Annotated in this window: 31 protein-coding genes; 19 read left to right on the forward strand and 12 right to left on the reverse strand. The window is 71.7% G+C overall.

Translation table 11 applies throughout. The annotated features are described in order from the left end of the window. The first annotated feature begins 306 nt into the window (after positions 1 to 306). On the forward strand, positions 307 to 528 hold the full coding sequence (locus tag ACFVZW_RS27645) for a helix-turn-helix domain-containing protein (protein ID WP_006123601.1): 222 nt from the start codon (positions 307 to 309) through the stop codon (positions 526 to 528). A gap of 137 nt (positions 529 to 665) precedes the next feature. After that, positions 666 to 1,463, forward strand: coding sequence for an enoyl-CoA hydratase/isomerase family protein (locus ACFVZW_RS27650; protein ID WP_384526578.1), 798 nt, complete (start codon positions 666 to 668; stop codon positions 1,461 to 1,463). 30 nt (positions 1,464 to 1,493) lie between these two features. Here the strand turns inward: ACFVZW_RS27650 and ACFVZW_RS27655 are convergent, their stop codons facing one another. After that, entirely contained in the window at positions 1,494 to 2,180 is a 687-nt protein-coding gene (locus tag ACFVZW_RS27655; protein ID WP_384526581.1) for a hypothetical protein, read from the reverse strand. A 93-nt stretch (positions 2,181 to 2,273) separates the two neighbouring features. Between ACFVZW_RS27655 and ACFVZW_RS27660 the strand changes: the two genes are divergently transcribed. Genes ACFVZW_RS27660 through amaP form a run of 5 tightly spaced genes read left to right on the forward strand, consistent with a single transcriptional unit; the run spans position 2,274 to position 4,496 of the window. Continuing rightward, positions 2,274 to 2,726 (forward strand): Asp23/Gls24 family envelope stress response protein, encoded by a 453-nt coding sequence (locus tag ACFVZW_RS27660; RefSeq protein ID WP_384526584.1) that lies wholly within the window; start codon positions 2,274 to 2,276, stop codon positions 2,724 to 2,726. Positions 2,727 to 2,756: 30 nt separating this feature from the next. Then, a complete protein-coding gene (locus tag ACFVZW_RS27665; RefSeq protein ID WP_376442180.1) occupies positions 2,757 to 2,948 on the forward strand; it encodes a hypothetical protein in 192 nt (63 codons plus the stop codon). Between the two features lie 6 nt (positions 2,949 to 2,954). Continuing rightward, entirely contained in the window at positions 2,955 to 3,305 is a 351-nt protein-coding gene (locus ACFVZW_RS27670) for a hypothetical protein (RefSeq protein WP_384526588.1), read from the forward strand. Further along, entirely contained in the window at positions 3,302 to 3,904 is a 603-nt protein-coding gene (locus ACFVZW_RS27675; protein ID WP_384526591.1) for a DUF6286 domain-containing protein, read from the forward strand. Before ACFVZW_RS27670 ends, ACFVZW_RS27675 begins: the two co-directional genes overlap by 4 nt. Before the next feature lie 4 nt (positions 3,905 to 3,908). Then, the gene (gene amaP / locus ACFVZW_RS27680; protein ID WP_384526594.1) at positions 3,909 to 4,496 is read left to right on the forward strand and encodes an alkaline shock response membrane anchor protein AmaP; all 588 of its coding nucleotides are present in this window, start codon (positions 3,909 to 3,911) and stop codon (positions 4,494 to 4,496) included. A gap of 37 nt (positions 4,497 to 4,533) precedes the next feature. Here amaP and ACFVZW_RS27685 read toward each other — a convergent pair whose 3' ends face one another. The 7 genes from ACFVZW_RS27685 to ACFVZW_RS27715 form a co-directional block, all read right to left on the reverse strand. Then, positions 4,534 to 5,289, reverse strand: coding sequence for an SDR family oxidoreductase (locus ACFVZW_RS27685; RefSeq protein WP_384526597.1), 756 nt, complete (start codon positions 5,287 to 5,289; stop codon positions 4,534 to 4,536). Between the two features lie 4 nt (positions 5,290 to 5,293). Then, positions 5,294 to 7,078 carry a glycoside hydrolase family 15 protein gene (locus tag ACFVZW_RS27690; protein ID WP_384526600.1) on the reverse strand — a complete coding sequence of 595 codons (1,785 nt, stop codon included), beginning with the start codon at positions 7,076 to 7,078 and terminating at the stop codon, positions 5,294 to 5,296. A gap of 86 nt (positions 7,079 to 7,164) precedes the next feature. Beyond that, complete coding sequence (locus tag ACFVZW_RS27695; RefSeq protein ID WP_384526603.1) at positions 7,165 to 7,965, reverse strand: SURF1 family protein; 801 nt, start codon at positions 7,963 to 7,965, stop codon at positions 7,165 to 7,167. 69 nt (positions 7,966 to 8,034) lie between these two features. Next, positions 8,035 to 8,268, reverse strand: coding sequence for a hypothetical protein (locus ACFVZW_RS27700; RefSeq protein WP_376442196.1), 234 nt, complete (start codon positions 8,266 to 8,268; stop codon positions 8,035 to 8,037). A gap of 54 nt (positions 8,269 to 8,322) precedes the next feature. Continuing rightward, the gene (locus tag ACFVZW_RS27705; RefSeq protein WP_384526606.1) at positions 8,323 to 9,297 is read right to left on the reverse strand and encodes a DEDDh family exonuclease; all 975 of its coding nucleotides are present in this window, start codon (positions 9,295 to 9,297) and stop codon (positions 8,323 to 8,325) included. A gap of 145 nt (positions 9,298 to 9,442) precedes the next feature. After that, positions 9,443 to 9,952, reverse strand: coding sequence for a hypothetical protein (locus tag ACFVZW_RS27710; RefSeq protein ID WP_384526609.1), 510 nt, complete (start codon positions 9,950 to 9,952; stop codon positions 9,443 to 9,445). Positions 9,953 to 10,030: 78 nt separating this feature from the next. After that, positions 10,031 to 10,669, reverse strand: coding sequence for a TetR/AcrR family transcriptional regulator (locus ACFVZW_RS27715; RefSeq protein WP_384526611.1), 639 nt, complete (start codon positions 10,667 to 10,669; stop codon positions 10,031 to 10,033). 98 nt (positions 10,670 to 10,767) lie between these two features. Between ACFVZW_RS27715 and ACFVZW_RS27720 the strand changes: the two genes are divergently transcribed. The 8 genes from ACFVZW_RS27720 to ACFVZW_RS27755 all read left to right on the forward strand — a co-directional run bounded on the left by ACFVZW_RS27720 (position 10,768) and on the right by ACFVZW_RS27755 (position 18,034). Next, positions 10,768 to 11,565 (forward strand): acetoacetate decarboxylase family protein, encoded by a 798-nt coding sequence (locus ACFVZW_RS27720; protein WP_384526614.1) that lies wholly within the window; start codon positions 10,768 to 10,770, stop codon positions 11,563 to 11,565. Beyond that, complete coding sequence (locus tag ACFVZW_RS27725) at positions 11,565 to 12,449, forward strand: SDR family NAD(P)-dependent oxidoreductase (protein ID WP_384526617.1); 885 nt, start codon at positions 11,565 to 11,567, stop codon at positions 12,447 to 12,449. Before ACFVZW_RS27720 ends, ACFVZW_RS27725 begins: the two co-directional genes overlap by 1 nt. Before the next feature lie 10 nt (positions 12,450 to 12,459). Next, positions 12,460 to 13,740: an amidohydrolase family protein gene (locus ACFVZW_RS27730; RefSeq protein ID WP_384526620.1), complete on the forward strand. Its 1,281-nt coding sequence runs from the start codon at positions 12,460 to 12,462 to the stop codon at positions 13,738 to 13,740. Further along, positions 13,740 to 14,963: an amidohydrolase family protein gene (locus ACFVZW_RS27735; protein ID WP_384526622.1), complete on the forward strand. Its 1,224-nt coding sequence runs from the start codon at positions 13,740 to 13,742 to the stop codon at positions 14,961 to 14,963. Before ACFVZW_RS27730 ends, ACFVZW_RS27735 begins: the two co-directional genes overlap by 1 nt. A 24-nt stretch (positions 14,964 to 14,987) precedes the next feature. After that, a complete protein-coding gene (locus tag ACFVZW_RS27740; RefSeq protein ID WP_384526625.1) occupies positions 14,988 to 15,701 on the forward strand; it encodes a VIT family protein in 714 nt (237 codons plus the stop codon). A 138-nt stretch (positions 15,702 to 15,839) separates the two neighbouring features. Further along, positions 15,840 to 16,730: a sterol desaturase family protein gene (locus ACFVZW_RS27745; protein ID WP_384526628.1), complete on the forward strand. Its 891-nt coding sequence runs from the start codon at positions 15,840 to 15,842 to the stop codon at positions 16,728 to 16,730. Next, a complete protein-coding gene (locus ACFVZW_RS27750; RefSeq protein ID WP_384526631.1) occupies positions 16,727 to 16,972 on the forward strand; it encodes a hypothetical protein in 246 nt (81 codons plus the stop codon). Before ACFVZW_RS27745 ends, ACFVZW_RS27750 begins: the two co-directional genes overlap by 4 nt. Positions 16,973 to 16,990: 18 nt before the next feature. Beyond that, a complete protein-coding gene (locus ACFVZW_RS27755) occupies positions 16,991 to 18,034 on the forward strand; it encodes a zinc-dependent alcohol dehydrogenase family protein (RefSeq protein WP_384526634.1) in 1,044 nt (347 codons plus the stop codon). Positions 18,035 to 18,050: 16 nt separating this feature from the next. Here ACFVZW_RS27755 and ACFVZW_RS27760 read toward each other — a convergent pair whose 3' ends face one another. Together ACFVZW_RS27760 and ACFVZW_RS27765 are read right to left on the reverse strand one after the other, a co-directional pair. Further along, positions 18,051 to 19,352: a CoA transferase gene (locus tag ACFVZW_RS27760; RefSeq protein ID WP_384526636.1), complete on the reverse strand. Its 1,302-nt coding sequence runs from the start codon at positions 19,350 to 19,352 to the stop codon at positions 18,051 to 18,053. Between the two features lie 93 nt (positions 19,353 to 19,445). Then, the gene (locus ACFVZW_RS27765; protein WP_384526639.1) at positions 19,446 to 20,987 is read right to left on the reverse strand and encodes a S8 family serine peptidase; all 1,542 of its coding nucleotides are present in this window, start codon (positions 20,985 to 20,987) and stop codon (positions 19,446 to 19,448) included. A 286-nt stretch (positions 20,988 to 21,273) separates the two neighbouring features. Between ACFVZW_RS27765 and ACFVZW_RS27770 the strand changes: the two genes are divergently transcribed. The 3 genes from ACFVZW_RS27770 to moaA all read left to right on the forward strand — a co-directional run bounded on the left by ACFVZW_RS27770 (position 21,274) and on the right by moaA (position 24,421). Next, the gene (locus tag ACFVZW_RS27770; protein WP_384526642.1) at positions 21,274 to 21,657 is read left to right on the forward strand and encodes a DUF485 domain-containing protein; all 384 of its coding nucleotides are present in this window, start codon (positions 21,274 to 21,276) and stop codon (positions 21,655 to 21,657) included. Continuing rightward, on the forward strand, positions 21,654 to 23,279 hold the full coding sequence (locus tag ACFVZW_RS27775) for a cation acetate symporter (protein ID WP_384526645.1): 1,626 nt from the start codon (positions 21,654 to 21,656) through the stop codon (positions 23,277 to 23,279). The genes ACFVZW_RS27770 and ACFVZW_RS27775 overlap by 4 nt, the downstream gene beginning before the upstream one ends. A 152-nt stretch (positions 23,280 to 23,431) precedes the next feature. Further along, entirely contained in the window at positions 23,432 to 24,421 is a 990-nt protein-coding gene (gene moaA, locus ACFVZW_RS27780) for a GTP 3',8-cyclase MoaA (protein WP_384526648.1), read from the forward strand. Here the strand turns inward: moaA and ACFVZW_RS27785 are convergent. Together ACFVZW_RS27785 and ACFVZW_RS27790 are read right to left on the reverse strand one after the other, a co-directional pair. Then, a complete protein-coding gene (locus ACFVZW_RS27785) occupies positions 24,404 to 24,634 on the reverse strand; it encodes a hypothetical protein (RefSeq protein ID WP_383563823.1) in 231 nt (76 codons plus the stop codon). The genes moaA and ACFVZW_RS27785 overlap by 18 nt on opposite strands. 181 nt (positions 24,635 to 24,815) lie before the next feature. Continuing rightward, positions 24,816 to 25,160: a DUF3099 domain-containing protein gene (locus ACFVZW_RS27790; protein WP_384526651.1), complete on the reverse strand. Its 345-nt coding sequence runs from the start codon at positions 25,158 to 25,160 to the stop codon at positions 24,816 to 24,818. Positions 25,161 to 25,340: 180 nt separating this feature from the next. On the opposite strand from ACFVZW_RS27790, the gene ACFVZW_RS27795 reads away from it, so the two are divergent. Next, on the forward strand, positions 25,341 to 25,616 hold the full coding sequence (locus ACFVZW_RS27795; protein WP_384526654.1) for a GlsB/YeaQ/YmgE family stress response membrane protein: 276 nt from the start codon (positions 25,341 to 25,343) through the stop codon (positions 25,614 to 25,616). Positions 25,617 to 25,713 lie beyond the last annotated feature (97 nt).

The following is a 25,713-nucleotide window of genomic DNA, read 5'->3' on the forward strand; positions in this document are numbered from 1 at the left end:
GTGTTGTGGGTCTTTAGCTGTTTAGCGTGGGCCTCGCGCCCGCCCCGCGCGCCCCCCCCCGCCCGCCCCGGCCCCCCCCCCCCCCCCCGCCGCCTTCTTGCGCCGGGTGCGGCGCTGACCTGGTACTTCCCGCCCCGAGCGGTTCCCGGCCGTGCTCCGGACGCACCGGAATCCAGGATTCCGGTCGTGATGTCACCTTCCGCTCCCGCAAACCTTGTGGCACGGACCTTGTCGAATGGGTGGCCAGGACGTCCGGAAGGGGTGATCATGAGAAGTCCAGAGCGCACTTCCCATGAGGAGGCACGGGTGGCCGAGACTCTGAAGAAGGGCAGCCGGGTGACCGGCGCCGCGCGCGACAAGCTCGCGGCAGACCTGAAGAAGAAGTACGACTCCGGTGCGAGCATCCGGGCGCTGGCCGAGGAAACCGGTCGCTCCTACGGATTCGTCCACCGGATGCTCAGTGAGTCCGGAGTCACGCTGCGTGGACGCGGCGGGGCGACACGGGGCAAGAAGGCCGCCTCGGCCTGACCGGGGCGCGGTTCGTCGGGTCCACCGATTCCTCATGGTGGCCACCCGGTCGACCGGGCGGTCGGCCGGGTGGTTACTGTGCAGTCACTTACGCGTCAGTATTGCTGTCAGTGCTGCACCGGAACCGGAGGCGCCCCATGACTTCGCTCGACTCTGTGCTCGTTTTCGACAAGGACGGTGTACGGCTCACCGTCGAGGACGCCGTTGCCACGGTGACCCTGACCAACCCGGCGAAGCGCAACGCCCAGTCTCCCGCTCTGTGGCGGGCGTTGACGGAAGCCGGACGGTCATTGCCGGGCAGCGTGCGGGTCGTGGTCCTGCGTGGTGAGGGCATGTCCTTCTCCGCCGGGCTCGACCGGCAGGCGTTCACGCCCGAGGGCTTCGACGGAGAGCCGTCCTTCCTCGACTTGGCGCGCGGTTCGGACGACGACCTGGACGCGGTCATCGCCGAGTACCAGGAGGCGTTCACCTGGTGGCGCCGCAGCGACATCGTGTCGATCGCGGCGGTCCAGGGGCACGCCATCGGTGCCGGGTTCCAGCTCGCCCTCGCCTGCGACCTGCGTGTCGTCGCCGAGGACGTGCAGTTCGCCATGCGCGAGACCAGCCTGGGCCTCGTGCCGGACCTGACCGGCACGCACCCTCTGGTCTCCCTCGTCGGCTACGCCCGCGCGCTGGAGATCTGCGCCACGGGCCGCTTCGTCCACGCGGAGGAGGCCGAGCGCATCGGCCTCGCCAACATCGCCGTGCCCGGTGACGAACTCGACGCCGCGGTACGGGACTTGAGCGCCGCGCTGCTCGCCGCGCCGCGTGATGCGGTCATCGAGACCAAGGCGCTGCTCCAGGGCGTCTGCGGACGCACCTACGAGCAGCAGCGCGCCGCCGAGCGCGCCGCCCAGGCGCGCCGTCTGCGCGACCTCGCGGGCCTCGGCGACTGACACCCAGGCCGTCGGCGGATCCGCGCCGGGTCAGCCCACCGCAGAGACCAGCACCGTGACCGTCGTCGCCTCCGGGGCGGCGGCGGTCGCCGCCGTCCGGGCCGCGCGGGCCACGTCCAGCGCGCGATGGCCGGTGGAGACCGCCAGCTCCACACGGAGCAGACCGGGGCTGCGGTGCAGTGGGCTGCCCAGTGTGTCGGTCAACGCCGCCACGCCCTCGACCGCGAGTACCGCCCGAGCCGTCGGGTCCTCCTGCACGGGTGAGGTTCGCCCGGGTGGGTGAGCGGCGGCCGGTGAATCCTGAGCGCCCTCGGCGAGGTCCGTCACGCGGAGATCCACCTCCACGACCGCCAGGCCCAGCGCCCCCTGCGCCGAGGCGAACAGGGCCTCGCGCACCTCCGTCGCGAGCGCGGGCAGCGGCCTGCTCCGCTCGGTCCCGTACTCCGCCGCGAACTCGGCCGAGATCCCGAGAGTCCCCGGGGGCAGTCCGCCCGGCGGCACCGGGAACGGCTCGTCCCCGCCCGCCTCCACCAGCCCCACCCGGAGTGCCCCCGGCACCACCCCTCGTACGGTCGCCGCCGCCCGCAGCAGCACCGCCCGCGCCGCCTGCTCCGTCAGCCACGCACCGTCCGCCGCCTCCCCGAGCGGCAGCAGTCGGCCCGGCCCGAGCCGCTCGCGCACCGCCGCCGCCCATCCCGTTCCCGCTGTCGTCGTCATGTCCCCAGCCTGCCGCATTCCTGGCGCGAGACCGGGCAAGCACGCTTAATGTGGGCAAAGAGGTAGATAGCGGAATGGAAGGGATGAACGGCGATGAATGACCCCGCACACCCCGATGAACCGTCCGTGACCAAGCGCGGCGGCGGCGCCCCGGCGACCCGCGGCCGGACCACCATCGCCGACGGCGTCGTGGAGAAGATCGCCGGCCTTGCAGCCCGTGACGTCCCCGGCGTCCATGCCATGGGCAGCGGTCTCTCCCGCACCTTCGGCGCGGTACGCGAACGCGTGCCCGGCGGAGGGGGCCAGAGATCCGGCGTCTCGCGGGGCGTGAAGGCCGAGGTCGGCGAGGTGCAGACCGCACTCGACCTGGAGATCGTCGTCGAATACGGCGTCTCGATCGCCGATGTGGCCGGCGATGTGCGCGAGAACGTCGTCGCCGCCGTGGAGCGGATGACCGGCCTGGAGGTCGTCGAGGTCAATATCGCGGTCAGCGACGTGAAACTGCCGGACGAAGAGGACGAGGCGCCGGAGCCGCGGCTCCAGTAGCCGTCGGCAGCCCGGCGAAAGGGGCTCAGCATGAGCATGGCGATGATCGGGCTGGTGGCCGGAATGGCCCTCGGCTTCGCCGGATACTTCGGCGGCTTCGGGGCGTTCGTACTGGTCGCGGCCTTGGGCGCGATCGGCTTCGTCGTCGGGCGGTTCCTCGAGGGTGACCTCGAACCCGGCGACTTCTTCCGGAGTCGCGAGCGCGGCGACCGGCGGCGGTGACCGGGGGTGGCAGCGGACCGGGTGGGCCCCGCCGGTCGCGGGGCGACGACGATCGCCGACCGGGTCGTCGCGAAGATCGCCGCGCGGGCCGCGCGGGAGGCGCTCGACAGAGTGCCCCCGGGCGGCTCGCCGCCGCATGCCTCGGTCGTCGTGCAGCGTGACATCGCGCGCATCTCGCTGAGCCTGGAGCTCGCGCATCCCATCGACCTCGGCCGCCAGTGCGGCGCGGTCCGCAGCCATGTGATGCGCCGCGTACGGGAGTTGGTGGGCATGGAGGTGCCCGAGGTGGCCATCCACGTCGAGCGCCTGCATTCCCCGCGCACGGAGCGCGCGTCGGCCGGGCGGAGACTGGCATGACCACGGAGACCGACACCGACACGGGCACCGACTCCGTGCCCGTACGAGAGAAGGCACCGGCCCGCCGCTTCTGGGCCGTCCGGCGGATCCCGGCGGCCCTGGTCGCCCTCATCGTCCTCGGCGGCGCCGGGCTGCTGCTCTACGACGTGGCCGCGGTACGGGCCGATCACACGGCCATGCGCTGGCGACAGGTGCTCGCCGACGACCTGGCGACCCGGCACCTCGACAACGCCTGGGTCCTGGCCGGAGCCTCCGTCGCCGTCGTCCTCGGTGCCTGGCTGCTGCTGCTCGCGGCCACCCCCGGGCTGCGTGCCGTCCTCCCGATGCGGCGCGACCACGCCGACGTACGGGCCGGACTCGACCGCGACGCCGCGGCGATGATCCTGCGGGACCGGGTGATGGAAGTCTCGGGCGTGCAGTCCGTACGGGTACGGATGGGGCGCAAGAAGGTGGCCGTGCGCGCGGTCTCGCACTTCCGCGAACTGGACGAGGTGCGCGCCGACATCGCGAGCGTGGTGACCACGGGAATCGACGAACTCGGGCTCGCCCGGCCACCGGCGTCGACCGTGCGGGTGGCCCGACCGCCGAGGAAGGGGTGAAGGGGTGACCGTCATTCTCCGGCGCGTCAACCGGATCGTGCTCGGACTCGTGGGTCTGCTGCTCGTGGTCGGCGGCGGGGCGGTCCTCGCGGCCGGATTCGATCTGGCGGTGCCCTCGTGGTGGCCGTGGTGGGGCCCTTCCGACGTCCTGCTGAGCAAGGCGGACCGGTACCGATGGCGCGACGAGGGCTGGTGGTGGCCGGCGGTCATCGCCGCCCTCGGGCTCGTCGTGCTGCTCGCCCTGTGGTGGCTGATCGCCCAGTTCCGGCGTGCCCGGCTCGCGGAGGTCCTGGTCGACACCGGCGACGGCGAGGGCGCGACGGTACGGGGGCGGGCGCTGGAGACCGTCCTGGCGGCGGACGCGGCCGCCCAGGACGGCGTGGCCCGCGTCCGGGTCCTCCTGACGGGCCGCCGCACGGCGCCCCGTGCCCGCATCGCCCTGCTTCTGGAGCCCTACGCCTCGCCGGGCGAGGCCCTGACCTCCCTGACCGACGAGGCCCTGGCCGATGTCCGCACCTCGGCGGGCCTGGCCTCACTCCCCGCCGAGGCCCGCCTCCGCGCGACCAAACACGGTGCGCGGAGGGTGACCTGAGGCTCCGTGGCGGAGGCCGCTGCGTCGGCGCGGACCGTCAGAAGCCGTGCCTCGCCCCGCCGTCCACCGAGACCATCACGCCCGTCACGTACGAGGCCGCGGGCGACAGCAGGAACGCCGCCGTGCGGCCGAACTCCTCCGGCGTGCCGTAACGGCGCAGCGGGATACGGGACTCGCTCGCCGCCCGTGCCGCGTCCGCGTCCCCGGACATCGCGTCGAGCGAACGCACCCGGTCCGTGTCGATGCGCCCCGGCAGCACGCCCACGACCCGGATGCCGCGCGGCCCCAGATCGCCCGCGAGGGACTTGGCGAAGCCGGCCAGGCCGGGGCGCAGCCCGTTGGAGATCGTCAGGCCGGGGATCGGCTCGTGGACGGAGCCGGAGAGCACGAAGCCGACGACCCCGCCCTCGGTCAGCGACTCGGCCGCCGCCCGGGCCATCCGCACCGCCCCCAGGAAGACCGTGTCGAACGCCGACGTCCACTGCTCGTCGCTGTTCTCCGCGCCGAAGCCCGGCGCCGGACCGCCCACGCTGACGAGGATGCCGTCGAAGCCCCCGAAGCGGGACCGCGCCTCGGCGATCAGCCGGGCGGGCGCCTCCGGGTCGGCGTTGTCGGCGGCGAGGCCGGCCGCGTCCGGGCCCAGCTCCTCGGCCGCCTCGGCGACCGCCTTCTCCTCGCGCCCGGTGATCAGCACCTTCGCGCCCTCGGCGAGCAGCGCCTCGGCCGACGCCCGGCCGAGCCCACGCGTCGCGCCGGTCACCACGTACACACGGTCCTTCAGTCCAAGATCCATAGCCCTATCCTGCCGCCTTCTCCCAGGGCAGCGCGAGGGCGGTGCCCACCAGGCCGATGTGGCTGAACGCCTGCGGGAAGTTGCCCAGCTGCCGCCGTGCCACCGGGTCGTACTCCTCCGCGAGGAGCCCCACGTCGTTGCGGAGCGCCAGCAGACGCTCGAAGAGCTCCCGTGCCTCGTCCTCCCGTCCGATCATCCGCAGCGCGTCCGCGAGCCAGAAGGAACAGGCGAGAAACGTTCCCTCGCTGCCGGGCAGGCCGTCGACCGAGCCCCCTTCGGTGCTGTAGCGGCGGACGAACCCGCCGTGCGTCAGCTCCTCGCGTACCGCGTCGATCGTCCCCACCACCCGGGGATCGTCCGGCGGCAGGAACCCGACCCGCGGGATCAGCAGCGTGGCCGCGTCCAGCTCCCGTGAGCCGTACGCCTGGGTGAACGCGTTGCGCACCGGGTCGTACCCCTTCGTGCACACCTCCGCGTGGATCTCGTCCCGCATCACCCGCCACCGCGCCACATCCCCGCGCAGGGACGGATCCGCCTCCAACGCGCGCACCGCGCGGTCGGCGGCGACCCAGGCCATGACCTTCGAGTGCACGAAGTGGCGGCGGGGCCCGCGCACCTCCCACAGCCCCTCGTCCGGATTCCGCCAGGTCGACTCCAGGAAGCCCAGCAGGCTCAGTTGCAGGTTCCAGGCGTGCGGCTCGGCGGGGATCCCCGCCGCCCGCGCCATGTCGAGCGAGTCCATGACCTCGCCGTACACATCGAGCTGGAACTGGTCCACCGCCGCGTTCCCGATCCGTACCGGCGCCGATTCCGCGTAGCCGCGCAGCCAGGGCACCGACATCTCGGGCAGCCGCCGCTCACCCCCCGGCCCGTACATGATCTGGAGATCGGCCGGATCGCCCGCCACCGCCCGCAGCAGCCAGTCGCGCCACGCCGCCGCCTCGTCGACATAGCCGGCCGCCAGCAGCGCGCCGAGCGTGAGGGTCGAGTCGCGCAGCCAGCAGGAGCGGTAGTCCCAGTTCCGTACGCCGCCCAGCTCCTCCGGGAGCGAGGTGGTGGGGGCGGCCATGATGCCGCCCGTCGGCGCGTACGTGAGCGCCTTGAGCGTGATCAGCGAGCGCAGCACCGCCTGGCCGTACGGCCCCTCGTACGTACAGCGGGCCGACCAGTCGCGCCAGTCCCGCAGACAGTCCTCGAGCGCGCCGTAGGGGTCGATCAGCTCCGGACGCGGCTCGTGCGAGGGGTGCCAGGTGAGCACGAACGCCACCTTCTCGCCCTCGTCGACCGTGAACGACGACCACGTGGCGAACTGCTGCCCCCAGGTCTTCACCGGCGGGTCGCTGCGCAGCCAGACCGAGTCGGGCCCCGCCACGGCCACCCGATGGCCCTCGCTGCGGCGGACCCACGGCACGATCGAGCCGTAGTCGAAGCGCAGCCGCAGCGCCGCGGTCATCTCGACGCTGCCGCTGACGCCCTCCACGATCCGCATGACATCGGGCGCCTTGTCGCGCTGCGGCATGAAGTCGACGACCTTCACGGTGCCGGTGCGCGTCTCCCAGTACGTCTCCAGAACGAGGGAGTCGCCCGCGTAGCCCCGGCTGGTGCAGGTCGTGGCGCCCTTGGGGGCGATGCGCCAGTGACCGTTGTCCTCGTCGCCGAGCAGCGCGGCGAAGCAGGCGGCCGAGTCGAAGCGGGGCAGACACAGCCAGTCGATCGACCCGTCACGGCCGACGAGCGCGGCCGTCTGCAGATCGCCGATGAGGGCGTAGTCGTCGATACTTTGCGTCACGCTTTGGCGTGTTCCCGGAAGAGACGACGGTCAATCAGGGAGGCGGCTGAGCCGAGGCCCTGTCCGGTCGACCGGACGGTTCGGCGCTAGACGGCGGCGGGGGCGGGCTCCGGGGCTTCCGCGCCTCCGTCGGCGTCGGCCGCGGCCTCCCGGTCGCGCTTCTCACGACGCACCAGGATGACCCAGCCGACCGGCACACCGAACGCGAAGAGCCACCACTGCACGGCATACGCCATGTGCGCGCCGATCGAGTCGTGGTCGGGCTCCGGGACCAGCTCGGGGGTGTTCCCCGCGGACTCGGGCGCCGTCTGCTCCAGGTAGCCGCCGAGGACCTCGCGGCCGAGCAGCTCGGCCTGCTGTGCGCTGTTGATCAGCATCACCTGGCGGTCCGGCAGCCCGCGCAGGTCCTTGATACCGCTGGCGTCGGTCGTCTCGTCCGCCTTCAGACGGCCGATGACGGTGATCTCGCCCTTGGGCGCGGGCGGGACCTCGGGGTACGCCTTCTGGTCGGGGGCGGCCGGGACCCAGCCGCGGTTGACCAGGACGACCCTGCCGTCCTTCAGGACCAGCGGGGTGAGGACCATGTAGCCCTGCTGGTCGTCGGCGTTCGTACGGCGCCGGACGACGACCTCGTGCGCGGTGTCGAAGGTGCCGGTGGCGGTGGTCCGGCGCCAGTAGTCGGCGCGCGGGACGGTGTGACCGGGGGAGGTCAGCTCCTCGATGGGGAGCGGCTTCGCCTCGAGGTTCTCCGCGATCAGGGCGTTCTGGGCGACGCGGCGCTCGTGCCGGTGGAACTGCCAGAAGCCCAGCTCGACCATCGTCGGGACGAGGACGAGGGCGATGAGGGTGAGGATCACCCACTGCCGGGACAACAGGAAGCGGTACACCCCATGACCGTACAACTGTGGTCATGGGGTGCACGCACGGGGGTTCCGGTCGCCCATGGGCGCCGTGGCTCAGACGTGATCGACGATGCCCACCTTTCCCTCCGCGCGGGCGCAGTGCCCGCCGCAGAACCAGCTGCCCTCGACCTCGACGCCCTGGCCGATGATCTGCACTTTGCAGTGCTCACAGATGGGCGCCATGCGGTGAATGGCGCAGGAGAAGCAGTCGAAGACGTGCACCGCGCCCTGCGCGTGCACCTCGAAGGACATGCCGTAATCGTTTCCGCAGACCTCACAACGTGCCATGCGCCACAGGGTGCGACGCGCGCCCGGCGAAGCGTGGGCGGCACGCCCGGTGCGTCACCCGTCTGCCGGGGCCACATCGCGCAGCAACTGGGTGAACGCCGCCTCGTCGACGATCGGCGTACCGAAGGACTTCGCCTTCACCGTCTTGGAGGTCGCGGCGTCCGGGTCGTTGGTGACCAGCAGGCTCGTCAGCCGGGAGACGCTGCCGGCGACATGGAGCCCCGCCTCGAACGCGCGGTCCTCCAGGAGCTCACGGTCGATGGAGGTGTCGCCCGAGAACGCCACCCGCATTCCCTGCTTGAGTGGTTTGTCCGTTTCGTAACGACCGGGGTTGGGATGCGGGCACGGCGGCCGCTTCCGCGAGGGGCGCCAGCTGTTCGAGTGGTACGAGGCCTGGTAGCCGATCCGCGGCGCGGACGGCGTGGATGCCCACTCCGTCAGCGGCCGGCACTCCAGCAGCGGCAGCCGTACGTTCCGCTCGGCGGCCGTGTGCAGACTCGGCCGGAAGGCCTCGGCCAGCACGCGCGCGTCGTCCAGCGCGTTGTGCGCCCGCTGCTGGACCACGCCGAAGTGCGCGGCCAGCGACTCCAGCTTGTGATTGGGCAGCGGAAGCGACAGCTCCTTGGAGAGGGCGATGGTGCACAGCCGCTGCCGCACCGGCGCGGTGCGCTCGGCCCGCGCGTACTCCCGGGCGATCATCTGCCAGTCGAAGATCGCGTTGTGCGCCACCAGGACCCGGCCGTCCAGCCGGGCGGAGAACTCGGCGGCGATCTCCGGGAAGAGCGGCGCGCCCTCCAGCAGGTCACTGGTCAGCCCGTGGATCCAGACGGGTCCCGGGTCCCGCTCCGGATTGACGAGCGTGTACCAGTGGTCCTCGACATTGCCCTGGGCGTCGAGTCGGTAGACGGCAGCCGACACTATCCGGTCGTCGCGGGCGAGTCCGGTGGTCTCCACGTCGACGACCGCGTACCCCTGTGGGTAGGCGGCCGGCCACGTCGCTGCTGTCGTACGGTCGTCGAGCATGGTCACTGAGAATACGGGCCGTCGCCGACAACGCCGCCCCCGGTGTCCACTCGGGCGCCGGATTCCGGTCACGACGTTGACGCCCCACCCCGCTCGCCGCGGCCATGGTGCGGCGCCCGCGGGCCAGTTCACCCGGCGCGGTCCGCCCCGCTCACCCCAGCAGGGCCACCAGGTCCCCGGCCGCCGCCTGTTCCAGCCCGCAGCCGTCCACCGGTCCGGGCAGCAGACGGTAGACCGTGCCCGTCACCTTGTCGGGCTCGACGTCACCGTCCAGGAGGGCGAGGAAGGCGTGCCGGCCGTTCGCCGCCCGCGCCGCCGTCGCCCGTCCGTCCTCGGCCGTCCGTCGCAGATCCGGCGCCCCCGCCGTACGGATCCGGTCCGCGAAGGAGCCGGCCTCCTCGTCGGGACGCCGCGCGTACTCCCACACCTCGGCGGCGCGCTCGTGCCCGCGCCGCAGCACCACGACCCGGTCCGAGCGCGCGGCGGCATGCCAGACGGCCAGGTCCCAGAGCGTCGTCCGGCCGGCGGTGAAGTACTGGTACAGGTCCCTGCCGACCCGGCCCAGGTCGGCGCTGTGCGCGGACACGCTCTGGAAACCTTCGGACGGCGGCAGGTGCAGGTCCGTCCAGAGGAAGGTGCGGTGCTCCAGGTCCACCAGCAACGGCACATGGATCCGGGCGTCGCCCGCGAGGTCCTTGGCCGCGGCGCAGCGTCTCGGCCACGCGCGCGTGCCACCGAATCAATCCGGGACCCCGCCATGGGGCCTCAACAGACCGTCCACCAAGGCCCGTACGGAGGTGGTGAAGAGCCGCTCCGGGTCGACCGGAGCCGCCAGGGCGCGGGTGAGGGCGGGGTCGGGCGGGTCGGTCGTCTCCGACTGCCAGAGCTCCACCTCCGCGGGCGACTGGACCGGCGCCCGTTCGCGGTTGCGCTCGACCAGGACGTGGCCGACGACCTGGACCTGTACGGCCCGCACCACCTCCGCCGCCCGCGCGCCGCGCAGTCCCGCCGCGTGCACCTCGTGGGCCAGGGCGCGCTGGGCGGGCAGGAACATCCGCTCCGTCAGGCCCCGTTCGTGCACCATCGCCACCAGATGCGGGCGCTCCCGCAGATCCCGTCGGAGCGCGCGGGCCACCGAGACGATCCGGGCTGCGGGAGTGCGGCCGTGCGGGGTGATCGCGGAGAGATCGGCGACCGTCCGCTCGACCAGCGCGTCCAGCAGGGACTCCCGGTTGCCGACGTGCCAGTAGATCGAGGTGACCGCGGTGCCGAGCTCGGCGGCGAGCTTGCGCATGGTCAGGGCGTCCGGGCCGTGCTGCTTCACCAGAGCGGCGGCGGTCTCCAGCACCTCCTCGCGGGTGAGTGCGGTGCGCGCCATCTGCTCCCCCCAACTCTGTTGCCTGCACGGCTCTTTACCCTTCATCGCCGCCGGTGTAACTGTGTTACAGACCCGACCCGCTGAAGGGTGGTACGTCCATGGCACGAGTACGGTACGGGGCACGCACCGACGCCGAGATCACGGCGGCCCGCACGAAGAGCGCGAAGCTCCCCGACATCTGGTCCACCGGAGTGGTCGCCGTATGGGAGACCGATCCGGACGTGGTGGCGGCCGTCCTGCCGCCCCCGCTGAAACCCACCGAACGGCCCCTCGTACGGGCGAACATCTCCCAGGTCGACCTGCCCGGCTATCCCCTCGGCGCCGGCTCCGTCGCCGTCGCCGCCGCCCACGGCGACCAGGAGGGCTGGTATCCGCTCGTCATGCCGATGACCCTGGAGCGCGCCCTCATCGGCGGCCGTGAGGTCTTCGGCGAACCGAAGAAGCTCGGCGAGGTCGTCGTCGAACGCGACGGGCTCGTCGTCCGCGCCGCGCTCGGGCGGCACGGCATCGACTTCGTCGAGGTGCGCGGAGCGGTCTCCGGCCCGCTGCCGCTCCCCGAACCCGCCGAGAAGACCGACTTCTACTTCAAGTTCCTGCCGGGCGTGGACGGCACGGGCTTCGACGCCGAGCCCGTCCTCGTCCACTGCGTCCGGGCCGAGAAGGTGCGCAAGCTGGAGCGGATCACCGGGGACGTCGTCCTGCGCGAGTCCATGTACGACCCCGTCGCCGACCTCCCCGTCCGCCGGATCGTCGAGATCACCATCGGCGAGAAGACCACCGACCAGAAGGGCCGGGTCGTGGAACGGGTCAGCGCCCAGGCCCTCCTGCCGTACATCCACCAGCGGTACGACGACCCGCAGCAGCTCCTCGACGGTCCGCCGGAAGGGAGCGTGTGATGGAGCTGCGTCGGGGTCAGGTCGCCGTCGTCACCGGCGCGGCGAGCGGCATCGGGCTCGCCATGGCGCGCCGCTTCGCCGCCGAGGGGCTCGCCGTCGTCCTCGGCGACGTGGAGGAGACCGCGCTCGCCAAGGCGGCCGGTGAACTGATGGAGGAGGGCGCTCAGGTCCTCGCCCGTACCGTCGACGTGAGCGAACCCGACTCCGTACGGGCCCTCGCGGACGCCGCGTACGACACCTTCGGCGCCGTCCATGTCCTCTGCAACAACGCCGGGGTCGGCTCCGGCGCCGAGGGCCGCATGTGGGAGCACGAGCCCAACGACTGGAAGTGGGCCTTCGCCGTCAACGTCTGGGGCGTCTTCCACGGCATCCAGGCGTTCGTCCCGCGCATGCTCGCCGGTGGTGAGCCCGGGCACGTCGTCAACACCTCGTCCGGCGACGGCGGGATCGCCCCGCTGCCGACCGCCTCCGTCTACGCCGTCACCAAATCGGCCGTCGTCACGATGACCGAGTCGCTCTACGCGCACCTGAAGGCCGAGCACGCGCGCGTGGGGGCGTCCGTGCTCTTCCCCGGCCCGCACATGCTGCGCACCGGCCTGTGGGAGTCGCACCGCAACAGGCCCGAGCGGTACGCCAAGGAGCGGCCGCGCAAGACCCCGTACCGGAGCCTCGACCAGTGGGAGGCGGCCATGAAGGAGGCCGGGCACGAGGTCGCCTTCACCCCCGTCGAGGAGGTCGCCGAGCACGTCGTCGACGGCATCCGCGCCGACCGGTTCTGGATGCTCCCGGCGAGCGAGCACAGCGACCGGCAGATCCGGGCGCGCTCGCAGTCGATGCTCGACCGCGCCAACCCGTCGTACCTGGAGAGCTTCATCCTCGACTGAGGGGTGCCCCATGCGTCATGAAGACCCGTATCTGATCATCTCCTCCGACTGCCACGCCGGTCTGCCCACCGAGCGCTACCGGCCCTATCTGGACTCCCGGTTCCACCGCGCCTTCGACGAGTTCCTCGCCGGGCGGGACGCCCGCCGCGAGGCCATGACCCGGCTCGGGGTGCGCAACGAGGCGTTCGCGAACAAGTGGTTCAGCGACAACGAGGAAGGCCTGCGGGGCGGTTGGGACGCCGCCCAGCGGCTCAAGGAGCTCGACGGGGACGGTGTGGCGGCCGAGGTCGTCTTCCCCGACGCGGACGCCGTCGACAGCCAGACCGCCGCACCCTTCGGGGTCGGCCTCGGGCTCTCCGGCGACCAGGATCCGGAGCTCGGCATGGCGGGCGCGCAGGCGCACAACCGCTGGCTGGCCGAGTTCGTCGGACAGAATCCCGAGCGGCACTGCGGAGTGGCGCTGCTGCCGATCACGGCCGAGCCGTCGAAGGTCGTCGCCGAGATCCACCGGGCCAAGGAGTCGGGGCTCGGGGCGCTGATGATCCCCTCCATGTGGGTGGACAAGGAGCCGTACCACGACCGGCGTTACGACCCGATCTGGGCGGCGGCCGCCGAGACGGGGATGCCGCTGGTCACCCACTCCGGCGCCGCGCCCCGCGAGGAGTACGGCGACCACCTCGGCATCTATGTCAGCGAGGTGACCTGGTGGCCGGCCAGGCCGCTGTGGTTCCTGCTCTGGTCCGGGGTCTTCGAGCGGCACCCCGGGCTGAGGTTCGGCGTCGCCGAGTCGGGCTGCTGGTGGCTGCCGAACCTGCTGTGGTTCATGGACCGGCTCTACCTGGGCGCGCACGGCGGCAAGAAGCTGTCCCCATTCGCGGAGCTGAAGCGGCCGCCGAGCGAATACCTGGACCGCCAGGTCTTCGTCTGCGCCACCAACACCAAGCGGCGGGAGCTGGCCCAGCGGTACGAGATCGGTGTGGACAACATCCTGTGGGGCTCCGACTTCCCGCACCCGGAGGGGACCTGGCCCAACACGCGCGCGTGGCTGCGGAACACGTTCCACGACATCCCGGTGGCGGAGACGCGCCGGATGCTGGGTCTCGCGGCCGCCGAGGTCTTCGGATTCGATGTTCGAACATTGGATCCGATCGCCAAGCGCATCGGCCCGACCCCCGCCGAACTGGGCCAGTCGCCCGACCAGGCCGCGGTGGAGGCGTCCTGGGCGCGCTCCCGCGAGGTCGGCCGCCATTGGCTGACGGACCACGACTTCCCCACACTGGGGGTGAGCTGATGGGCCGCTACACCGTCATCTCGGCGGACTGCCACGCGGGCGCCGACCTGCTCGACTACAAGCCGTACCTGGAGAAGAGGCACCACGACGACTTCGACGCCTGGGCCGCCGGCTACGTCAACCCGTACGAGGACCTGCTCGCCGACACCGCCGACCGCAACTGGAACTCGGGGCGGCGGCTGCGCGAGCTGGAGGCGGACGGGATCGTCGCGGAGGTCGTCTTCCCCAACACGATCCCGCCGTTCTTCCCCTCCGCCTCCCTGATGGCACCGGCCCCGAGCCGCGAGGAGTTCGAGCAGCGCTGGGCCGGGCTGCGCGCGCACAACCGCTGGCTGGCCGAGTTCTGCGCGGACGCGCCCGGACGCCGGGCGGGTGTGGCGCAGATCCTCCTCAACGACGTCGACGAGGCGGTACGGGAGATCCGCCGCACCAAGGAGGCGGGCCTCACCGGCGGCATCCTCCTGCCCGGTGCCCCGCCCGGCAGCGGGATCCCCGAGCTGTACTCGCAGACGTACGACCCGATCTGGGCGGTCTGCGCGGAGCTGGACGTCCCCGTCAACCACCACGGCGGTTCCGCCTCGCCCCCGCTCGGCGACGAACCCGCCGCGCGTGCGGTGTTCATGGTGGAGACGACCTGGTTCTCGCACCGGGCGCTGTGGCACCTCGTCTTCGGCGGCGCCTTCCGCCGCCACCCCGAGCTGAAGCTCGTCCTGACCGAACAGGGCTCGGGCTGGATCCCCGGGGTCATGGACATGCTGGACTACTACCACGCGCGCCTGGTCGCGGCGGCCTCGCGGGCCGCCACCGCCGAGTCCAAGTTCGGAGCGGGCCTCGCCGAGTCCATGGGCAAGGGCCCCAGCGAGGTCTGGCGGGACAACTGCTTCGTCGGCGCGAGCTTCATGCGCCCGCACGAGGTACCGCTGCGCGACCGGATCGGCCTCGACAAGATCATGTGGGGCAGCGACTACCCGCACGACGAGGGCACCACCCCCTACTCCCGCGAAGGTCTCCGCATCGCCTACGCGGGGCTGCCCAGGGAAGAGGTCGCGGCGATGGTCGGCGGCAACGCGGCCCGGGTCTACGGCTTCGACCTGCCGCTCCTGGACTCCCTCGCGGCCGTGCACGGCCCGACCGTCGAGGAGATCGCCGAGCCCCTCAAGGAGGTCCCGGCGGACGCCACGAGCCCCGCCTTCGCCCCGGGCGGGTCGGTCCGTGTCTGGTGACGGAGCGGGTGAGAACCTCCCGGGGTGACTGAAGCACCCACCCACGACGAAGCCCACGGCGGCGGTCTCGGAACCCGTCTCAACTGGCTCCGGGCCGCCGTGCTCGGGGCCAACGACGGTGTCGTCTCCACCGCGGGCCTCGTCGTGGGCGTCGCCGGAGCGACGGAGTCCCAGGCCGCGCTGCTCACGGCCGGCCTGGCCGGTCTGCTCGCCGGTTCGATGTCGATGGCGGCGGGGGAGTACGTCTCGGTCTCCACCCAGCGCGACTCGGAGAAGGCGGCCCTCGACGTGGAACGGCGCGAACTGCGCGAACAGCCCGAGGCCGAACTGGACGAGCTGACGGACCTCCTGTCCGCCCGCGGCCTCTCCCCGGACGTCGCCCGCGAGGCCGCGGTCCAGCTCACCGAACGCGACGCCCTGCGCGCCCACGCGCGCGTGGAGCTCGGTATCGACCCCGACCAGCTCACCAACCCCTGGCACGCGGCCGCCGCCAGCTTCCTCGCCTTCACGATCGGCGCCCTGCTCCCCCTCCTCGCGATCGTCCTGCCACCCGCCTCGATCCGCCTCTGGGTCACGGTCCTCTCCGTCCTCGCCGCCCTCGCCTTCACCGGCTGGTGGAGCGCCCGCCTCGGCGCGGCCCCACCGCCCCGAGCCGTCCTGCGCAATATGGCCGGCGGCGCACTGGCGATGGCGGTGACGTACGGGGCGGGATCGCTGCTGGGGGCGGCGGGCGTCTGAGGCGCGCCCGGCCCCGCCGACCGCCTCGGCCGACCGCCCCTTGTCGGAAGGTGCCAAAGCTTGCTGACAAGTCGTCTCGCATACTTGTTGGTAACAGCGTCTAATCGCACCCCGACCCGCGCCTCTACCGTCATCGGCATGCCGAACCTGCCCGATGTCGTGCTCTGGTCCATACCGGCGTTCGTCCTGCTCACCGTCGTGGAGATGGTCAGCTACCGGCTCCATCCCGACGAGGACGCCGCCGGGTACGAGGCCAAGGACGCCGCCACCAGCATCGGCATGGGGCTCGGGAGCCTCTTCTTCGACCTCATGTGGAAGATCCCGATCGTCGCGATCTACACCGCGGTCTACGAGCTCACCCCGCTCCGCGTCCCCGTCCTGTGGTGGACGATCCCGCTGATGCTGCTCGCCCAGGACTTCTTCTACTACTGGTCGCACCGCGGTCACCACGTCATCCGGATCCTGTGGGCCTGCCACGTCGTGCACCACAGCAGCCGCAGGTTCAACCTCTCCACCGCGCTGCGCCAGCCCTGGACCGGCGCCACCTCGTGGCCGTTCTACCTGCCGATGATCGCGCTCGGCGTGCACCCCGCCGCCCTGGCCTTCTGCTCCTCGGCCAACCTCGTCTACCAGTTCTGGATCCACACCGAGCGCATCGACAGGCTGCCCAGGCCCTTCGAGTACGTCCTCAACACGCCCTCGCACCACCGCGTCCACCACGCCTCGCAGGGCGGCTACCTGGACCGGAACTTCGGCGGCATCCTCATCCTCTGGGACCGGATGTTCGGCTCCTGGGTGGGGGAGACCGACAAGCCCGTTTTCGGGCTCACCAAGAACATCGAGACCTACAACCCGCTGCGCGTCGCCACCCACGAGTACGCCGCCATCGCCCGTGACCTACGGGCCGCGACCAGCTGGCGCGAGCGCGCCGGGCGGGTCTTCCGGGGGCCGGGATGGCAGCCGGGCGCCACGCCCGGACCCGCCGCCGGCAAGGCCGCGGGCCCCGCCGCCCCGGAGCCCGCCGCGTGAGCGCCCGTACCGCCGGAGCCGCGGTCGCGCCACCCCGGCCCACCGTCGCGAGCGCGCTCATCGTCGCCCTCGCGCTCGCCGTCGCCGTCGACCTGGTCTCCCTCCTCGCCGGCGCCGAGCTCGGGCACCGGATCGCCAAGCCGCTGCTGATGCCGCTGCTCGCCACCTACATCGCCGCCCAGTGCCTGCTGACCGCGGGAGCGCTGAAGGCGGAGTACGGTGAACGTCGTACTACCGACTGACAGCAAGGACCGTCCGCCATGCGCGCCACCACCATCCATGCCCCGTTCGAGATGCGCGTGGAGGACGTGCCCGACCCGGTGATCCAGGACACGACGGACGTCGTCGTCCGCGTCCTGCGCGCCTGCATCTGCGGCAGCGACCTCTGGGCCTACCGCGGCGAGTCCGCCCGGCAGCCCGGCCAGCGCATCGGCCACGAGTTCCTGGGCATCGTCGAGGCGGCGGGCCCGGACGTCTCCGGCTTCTCCGCCGGCGACCTCGTCGTCGCCCCCTTCGTCTGGTCCGACGGCACCTGCGAGTACTGCGCCGAGGGCCTGCAGACCTCCTGCCCGCGCGGCGGCTTCTGGGGCTCCGTCGGCTCCGACGGCGGCCAGGGCGAGGCCGTCCGCGTCCCCTTCGCCGACGGCACCCTCGTCAAGCTGCCCGCCGAGGCCGCCTCCGACGACCACCTGCTGACCGCGCTCCTCGCGCTCTCCGACGTCATGGGCACCGGCCACCACGCCGCCCTAGGCGCCGGTGTCCGCAAGGGCTCGACCGTCGCCGTCGTCGGGGACGGGGCCGTCGGCCTGTGCGGAGTCCTCGCCGCCAAGCGCCTCGGCGCGGAGCGGATCATCGCCCTCGGCCGCCACACCGTCCGTACCGACATCGCCCGGACCTTCGGCGCCACCGACGTCGTCGCCGAACGGGGCGAGGCCGCCGAGGCCGCCGTCCGCGAACTCACCGGCGGCCAGGGCGCCCACGCCGTCATCGAGGCGGTCGGCACCGAGCAGTCGATGCGCACCGCCGTCGCGATCGCCCGCGACGGCGGCTCCATCGGCTACGTCGGCGTCCCGCACGGCAGCGGCACGGGGCTCGACCTCTCCGTCATGTTCGACCGGAACATCGCGCTGCGCGGCGGTGTGGCGCCGGTCCGCGCGTACATCCCCGAGCTGCTCCCGGACGTCCTCGACGGCACCATCGACCCGGCCCCGGTCTTCGACCTGACGGTCGGCCTCGACGGCGTCCCGGGCGGCTACAGGGCGATGGACGAGCGCACCGCGCTGAAGGTCCTCGTCAAGCCGTAGCCGTCACCGGGGGCGCTCAGGCGCTGAGCCACGCGGGATCGTCCCCGCCCTGGAGGCCCGGCGGACGCGACCAGCCCGCCGGGCCGCCCTCGTACGAGACGGGCGACAGCGCATGCCGCAGCCGGCCCAGCGGGCCGTCCGTCTCCGCGAGGTACCGCTCCGGGTCGTAGCGGGGGAGCGTGTGCGTCAGCCAGTGCCCCGTCTGCGCCAGCGCGAGGCGTACGAGTCGGGTGCCGCCGTCCCTGTCCTGCTCGGTCAGGGACCGCAGCACGGCCGCCGCGAGCAGGTACCCCGAGCCGTGGTCCAGCGCCTGCGCCGGCAGGACGCCCGGCTTCTCCTCCGAACCCTCGGTCACCGCGATCCCGGTCGCCGCCTGCACCAGGCTGTCGAAGCCGCGCCGCTCGCCCCAGGGGCCGTAGTCGCCCCACGCGGAGAGCCGCGCGACCACCAGACCGGGCCTGCGGAGCTCGAAGCGGTCCAGTGCGCCGGGGCGGTAGCCGGTGACCAGGACGTCGGCGGAGTCCAGCAGCTCGTCGAAGGTGCGCCGGTCCGCCGGCCGTTCCAGGTCGAGCGCGGCCGTCCGCTTGCCGATGTCCGTGTCCGCATGCTGGTCGGGCAGCTCGGGGTTCCGCGGCGGGTCGATCCGCAGCACGTCCGCGCCGAGCAGCGCCAGCGTCCTGGTCGCGACCGGCCCCGCGATGACCCGGGTGAGGTCGAGCACCCGGAGGGGACCCGAACGCCGCCTCGGGGGCGCCTCGTCCAGCCGCTCCCGCGTCAGCAGGGGCCGTGCGGCGACCTCCCGGCCCTGCTCGGACGCCGCCCACCGCTCCGGCGTGCGTACGGCGACGGCCAGGCCCCCGGCCGCGTACACGGCCGCCTCCACCTCCTCGGCGCCGCGCTGCCCGATCGCCGCCCTGACGGCCTCCGGCGACTCCTCCCGTACCTCCAGGGCGCGCACCAGCGCCGCCCGGTGGTGCGGATAGTTGGCATGCGTACGGATCCAGCCGTCGGCGGCCCGGAAGAAGCCGGACAGCGGCGCGAAGTTCACCGGCGCCCGTCCGTCCACGCGGAGATGACGCTCGCTCACGAACGCCGTGGCGACGGCCCCGTCGTCGACCCGGACCGTGCCGGGTGCCCCGGAGCGCTCCACCGCGGCCAGACCCGCGACCGCGACCGCCGCCCGGGCCAGGTCCATCACCGGCAGCCGCGCGGGCAGCAGCCCCGACGTGCCGACGAACGACACCCGGTCGACCAGGGCGGGATCGCCGCCCAGGACCGACCACAACAACTCCGTACCCCTGCGCACTGTGTTGTCCATGCCCGCATGATGGCACTCAGTGCCACGCGAAGGGGCCCTGGTGTGGCGCACCACACCAGGGCCCCTCCTCACGCACGCCTGACGGCGATGTGGCTACCGGCGGCGGACCGCGTCGAGCGCGTCCACGAGACCGGCTCCGTAGAAGCCGTTCTTGCTCTTGCCGCCCTCGCAGACGGCGTCGACGACACCGTCACCGTCGATGTCGTACGGGTTGGTGCAGGCACGGTCGTCGGCCTGCGCGTACAGCAGGGCCTTGAGCGCGGCCGGGCTAGCCTTCGGGTGCGTCGACTTCAGCAGCGCGAGCACACCGGCGGCGTGCGGCGAGGCCATCGACGTACCGGCCTTGTAGTTGAAGCCGCCGTTGACCGTGGTCGACAGGATCCGGCCGTTGACCGCCGGCGCGTCCGGGGTCTGGTACTCGGTGCGGTCGCCACCGGGCGCCGCGATGTCGATGACACCGTCACCGTAGTTCGAGTACGAGGCCTTCAGGTCCTTGGCGCCGGTCGCGGAGACCGTGACCACGCCCGGCAGCATCGCCGGGTAGTCCAGGCACTCCTTCGGGTCGATGACCCGGGTCACCGGCGTGGTGTCGTTCGGGCTGGTGGCGTCCGTGAGCTCGTCCGACGCCAGGTCCATGTCGGAGTTGCCGGCCGCCGCCACGTTGACCGTGCCCTTGCGCTCCGCGTAGCGGGTGGCGCGCGTGACGGCCTCGATCAGCGCCTTCTGGTCGGCGTCGTTCTTGCACGCGAACAGCCACGGGTCGGTGTAGTAGCTGTTGTTGGTGATGTCGACGCCGTGCTCGGCCGCCCACACGAAGCCGCAGACCACGGCCTCGGTGTAGAAGAAGCCGTCGGGGGTGGACACCTTGATGCCCGAGACCTTCACGCCCGGCGCGACACCGGTGATGCCCGTGCCGTTCTTGGCGGCGGCGATGGTGCCGGCGACGTGCGTGCCGTGGTCGCTCTCGCCCGGGTTCGGACGCCACGAGCCGGGGGTGATGTCCGGCTTGCCGGTGACGCAGTTGGCGGACGCCTTGGCGTCGAAGTTCGGCGCCAGGTCCGGGTGGGTGTCGTCGACACCCGTGTCGATGACGCCGACCGTGACGTTCCTGCTGCCGAGCGTCCTCTGGTGGGCCTTGTCCGCCTTGATGGCGGGCAGGTCCCACTGCAGCGGCTCGAGCGCGTCCTGATCGTCCGTGGCACGGGCCGCGGCGGACGTGGCCTCGGACGCGGTGAGCGCCTGGCCGCCCTCGCCGACGGAGGTGTCGGTCTGGACGGAGAGCGGGGCGGTGCGCGTCGAACCGGCCGACACCACACCGCGGGCCTTGCGGATCGTCTTCGCGAACTCGGGGTTCTGCGAGTGGACGACTATGACGCCGATCTGGTCATAGGAGATGACCACCGTGCCACCGGCCGCGGCTATCGCCTTCTTCACCGACGCGGCCGTACCGCGGCCCCCGTCGACGTTCACGACGTACGACAGCTTGGGACCGTCCGTCGAGACGGCGGTCGTCGCCGGGGCGTCACTCACCACCGCGGCGGATGCGCCGGTCGGAAGGAAGCCGAGCGAGGCCGTGAGCGCGAGACCGGCAGGCAGAGCGAGTACTCGGCCGCGTCTCGATCCCAGATGAGCCATGGGTTCTCCACATCATCCGTATGTACTGCCCGCGCGCGGATTGCGGACGGGCAGGTGCATGACGAGTGAAGTTATCGCTGATCTTCCCGGCCCATCAATGAGTTGAGACGACTTCCTGCAGATCCGGAGGAATATCCAGGAAGAAAGAAGTTTCGCGGTGAACCGCGTCGCCCCGCTCTCCGTGCCGTTGTGCAGGGGAGGTGCTCCGTCGGGAGTGCCGTTCCCCACACCCCCCAGTGAGGCCCCTTTGTCCATGCCCACCGCACCGATGTCGCGAGGAGAATCCGTGGCTACCGAAGCCCCGCCGCCGCCCCAGGGCGGCCCGGACGCCCACACCGGCCCTGCCCAGCCCCCGACAGCGGCCTTCGTCGAGGTGCAGGAGAGTGCGGAATTCGGCGAACTGCGCCGCACCTACCGCTCCTTCGCGTTCCCGCTGACGGTCGCCTTCATCGCCTGGTACCTGCTGTACGTGCTGCTCTCCAACTACGCGGGCGGCTTCATGGGGACCAAGCTCTTCGGCAACATCAACGTGGCGCTCGTCCTCGGCCTCGGCCAGTTCGCCACCACGTTCCTCATCGCCTGGCTGTACTCGCGGCACGCGGCGAACCGCCTCGACCCGAAGGCCGAGGCCATCAAGTCCCGTATGGAGCACTCGGAGGCCGACGCGTGAGCAGCACACTTCTCCTCGCGGCGGACAGCGCCACCGGCGAGCACCGGACGCTGATCATCACCCTCTTCGGTGCCTTCGTCGTCGCCACGCTCTTCATCACCGTCTGGGCCGGCCGCCAGACCAAGAGCGCCGCCGACTTCTACGCCGGCGGCCGCCAGTTCACCGGCTTCCAGAACGGTCTCGCGATCTCCGGCGACTACATGTCCGCCGCGTCCTTCCTCGGCATCGCCGGCGCCATCGCGCTCTACGGCTACGACGGCTTCCTGTACTCGATCGGCTTCCTCGTCGCCTGGCTGGTCGCCCTGCTCCTGGTCGCCGAACCGCTGCGCAACTCCGGCCGGTTCACCATGGGCGACGTCCTCGCCTACCGGATGCGCCAGCGACCCGTCCGTACCGCCGCCGGCACCTCCACGATCGTCGTCTCGATCTTCTACCTGCTCGCGCAGATGGCCGGCGCGGGCGTGCTCGTCTCGCTGCTCCTCGGCATCACCAGCGACGCCGGCAAGGTCGCCATCGTCGCGCTGGTCGGCGTGCTGATGATCGTCTACGTCACCATCGGCGGCATGAAGGGCACCACCTGGGTGCAGATGGTCAAGGCCGTCCTGCTCATCGCGGGCACGCTCCTGATCACCTTCCTCATCCTGTGGAAGTTCGACTTCAACCTCTCGGACCTGCTCGGCGCGGCCGCCACCAACAGCGGCAAGGGCTCGGCCTTCCTGGAGCCCGGTCTCAAGTACGGGGTCTCCGGCATCTCGAAGCTGGACTTCATCTCGCTCGGCATCGCGCTCGTCCTCGGCACCGCCGGCCTGCCGCACATCCTGATCCGCTTCTACACGGTGCCGACCGCCAAGGCCGCCCGCAAGTCCGTCAACTGGGCCATCGGCATCATCGGCGCCTTCTACCTGATGACGATCGTCCTCGGTTTCGGCGCCGCGGCCCTGCTGAAGAACAGCGACATCATCGCCTCCAACAAGGCCGGCAACACGGCCGCGCCGCTGGCGGCCCTGGAGATCGGCGGCGGCGCCGACTCCACCGGCGGAGCGATCCTGCTCGCGGTCATCTCCGCCGTCGCCTTCGCCACCATCCTCGCGGTCGTCGCCGGACTGACCCTGGCCTCGTCGTCCTCCTTCGCGCACGACATCTACGCCAACGTCATCCGGCGCGGAAAGGCCACCGAGAAGGAGGAGGTCCGTGCGGCCCGCTGGGCGACCGTCCTCATCGGCATCGTCTCCATCGCGCTCGGCGCGCTCGCCCGCGACCTGAACGTCGCAGGCCTGGTCGCCCTCGCCTTCGCGGTCGCCGCCTCGGCCAACCTGCCGACGATCCTCTACAGCCTGTTCTGGAAGCGGTTCACGACCCAGGGCGCGCTCTGGTCGATCTACGGCGGTCTGATCTCCTCGGTCGTCCTGGTGCTGTTCTCGCCGGTCGTCTCCGGAAAGCCGACCTCGATGTTCAAGAGCGTGGACTTCTACTGGTTCCCGCTGGAGAACCCGGGCCTCGTCTCCATCCCGCTGGGCTTCCTGCTCGGCTGGCTCGGCTCCCTCCTCTCCAAGGAGGAGCCGGACAAGGGCAAGTACGCGGAGCTGGAGGTCAAGTCCCTCACCGGTGTCGGAGCGCACTGATCCGCGCACGGTGAGCGATCAAGGAGCGGTCGCGTCGTAGGACCCTACGACGCGGCCGCTCCGGTCCTCGTTCCAATCGGCCCCTGCTGGTTGTCGGCACTCTCGCGTAGGCTCGCTGTATAAATCACCGAACGACAGGGAGGGGGCCCACAGTGCTCATCGACACCTACGGCCGTGTCGCCACCGACCTGCGTGTGTCGCTCACAGACCGGTGCAATCTGCGGTGTACGTACTGCATGCCGGAAGAGGGCCTGCAGTGGCTGGCCAAGCCCGACCTGCTGACCGACGACGAGATCGTCCGGCTGGTGCGGATCGCCGTCACCGACCTCGGTGTCACCGAGGTCCGCTTCACCGGCGGCGAGCCCCTGCTCCGCCCCGGCCTCGTCGGCATCGTCGAGCGGTGCGCGGCCCTGGAGCCCCGCCCGAAGATGTCCCTGACCACCAACGGCATCGGGCTCAAGCGCACCGCCGCCGCCCTGAAGGCCGCCGGCCTGGACCGGGTCAACGTCTCCCTCGACACGCTGCGGCCGGAGGTCTTCAAGACGCTGACCCGCCGCGACCGCCATCACGACGTGCTCGACGGGATGGCCGCCGCCCGCGACGCCGGTCTCACCCCGGTCAAGGTCAACGCGGTCCTGATGCCCGGGCTCAACGACGACGAGGCCCCCGACCTGCTGGCCTGGGCGGTGGAGAACGCGTACGAGCTGCGCTTCATCGAGCAGATGCCGCTGGACGCCCAGCACGGCTGGAAGCGCGACGGCATGATCACCGCCGGGGACATCCTGGAGTCGCTGCGCACCCGCTTCACCCTGACCCCCGAGGGCGCGGACGAGCGTGGTTCGGCCCCCGCCGAGCGTTGGGTCGTGGACGGCGGACCGCACACCGTCGGCGTCATCGCCTCGGTCACCCGCCCGTTCTGCCGGGCCTGCGACCGGACCCGGCTCACCGCCGACGGTCAGGTGCGCACCTGCCTGTTCGCCACCGAGGAGACCGACCTGCGGGCGGCGCTGCGCTCGGACGCGCCGGACGCCGAGATCGCCAGGATCTGGAAGCTGGCGATGTGGGGCAAGAAGGCCGGTTCGGGTCTGGACGACCCGAGCTTCCTTCAGCCGGAGCGCCCGATGTCAGCGATCGGCGGCTGAGTCCCCGGCCGACTCCCAGTCGGCGAGCGGCACGACGTCCTTGAGGAAGCCCCGTACCCCCAGGAACTGGGAGAGGTGCTCGCGGTGCTCCTCGCAGGCGAGCCAGGTCTTGCGGCGCTCGGGCGTGTGCAGCTTGGGGTTGTTCCAGGCCAGTACCCACACGGCGTCGGCGCGGCAGCCCTTGGCTGAACAGATCGGGGTCTCGTCACTCACCTGATCATTGTCCAGCAATGGCGATGCCGAGCAGCCACGGGGGGAGCTGCCCGGCATCGGTCCGTCGCTCCGACGGGGGATGCGGAGCGCGTAGGAAGTATGTCACGGGGAATGGGGAACGGTGCACCGGAACTTCATGATTGATCTGAGCTTTTCTTGAGCTTTTAGGTTGCCGTGATGATCAACTCTGACCGTACGAACGTTCCGTACGCGCTTCCGCGGGAGCCTCTCCGGCGGGCAGCTCCGGGCGGGTCGGCGCCGGTACGAACGTCGACGGAAGGGTCGGCGGCTTCTCTCGTCCCGCGTTCGCGATGACCACGGCGACATAGGGGAGCAGTGCGCCGAGCACGAGGGCCACGACGGCCACATGACGCTCGACGTTCCACAGGAGGACCGCGGCGATGACGGACAGGGTCCGTACCACCATCGAGATCACATACCGGCGTTCCCGGCCACGCACATCGGCGGCCAGGCCCTGACGCGCTCCGGTGATTCGGAAAACCTCTGTACCGCCGTGCTTCCGCATCGCATTCCACCGCCAGCGTCCACGCCGGACCCTCCCCGGTCCGGACCTGTCTCCACGGTACGCCCGACGTCCGAGGGCGAGGAGTCCGGGTCACGTATGGAGCCGTCCGACATGCGGCGTATGGCGGATGGGCCGAGACTGGGCCCACATGTGCAGATCGCGCCGCCTGAGGAGGCGACCATGAGTTGGCTGTGGGCAATCATCGTGGGCTTTGTGCTCGGCCTGATCGCCAAGGCGATCCTGCCGGGCAAGCAGCAGATCCCGCTGTGGCTGACGACCGTGTTCGGCATCATCGGCAGCATCCTCGGCAACGCCGTCGCGGGCTGGATCGGGGTCGAGGACACCCGGGGCATCGACTGGACGCGACACCTGCTCCAACTCGTCTTCGCGATCGCGGTGGTGGGACTGGGCGACATGCTGTGGGTCTCGCTCCGGGGCAGCAGACAGAAGGCCTGACGGCCCGCGGGCGCCGGCACGTGGCGGCAGCCGCGTGCTTCCGGTGGGGAACCGCAGTCGGTCCGGACACGGCGGAGGCCGGTACGCGCATCATGCG

Origin of the sequence: Streptomyces sp. NPDC059567 (genome assembly GCF_042735655.1) — a bacterium.
GTDB lineage: Bacteria > Actinomycetota > Actinomycetes > Streptomycetales > Streptomycetaceae > Streptomyces.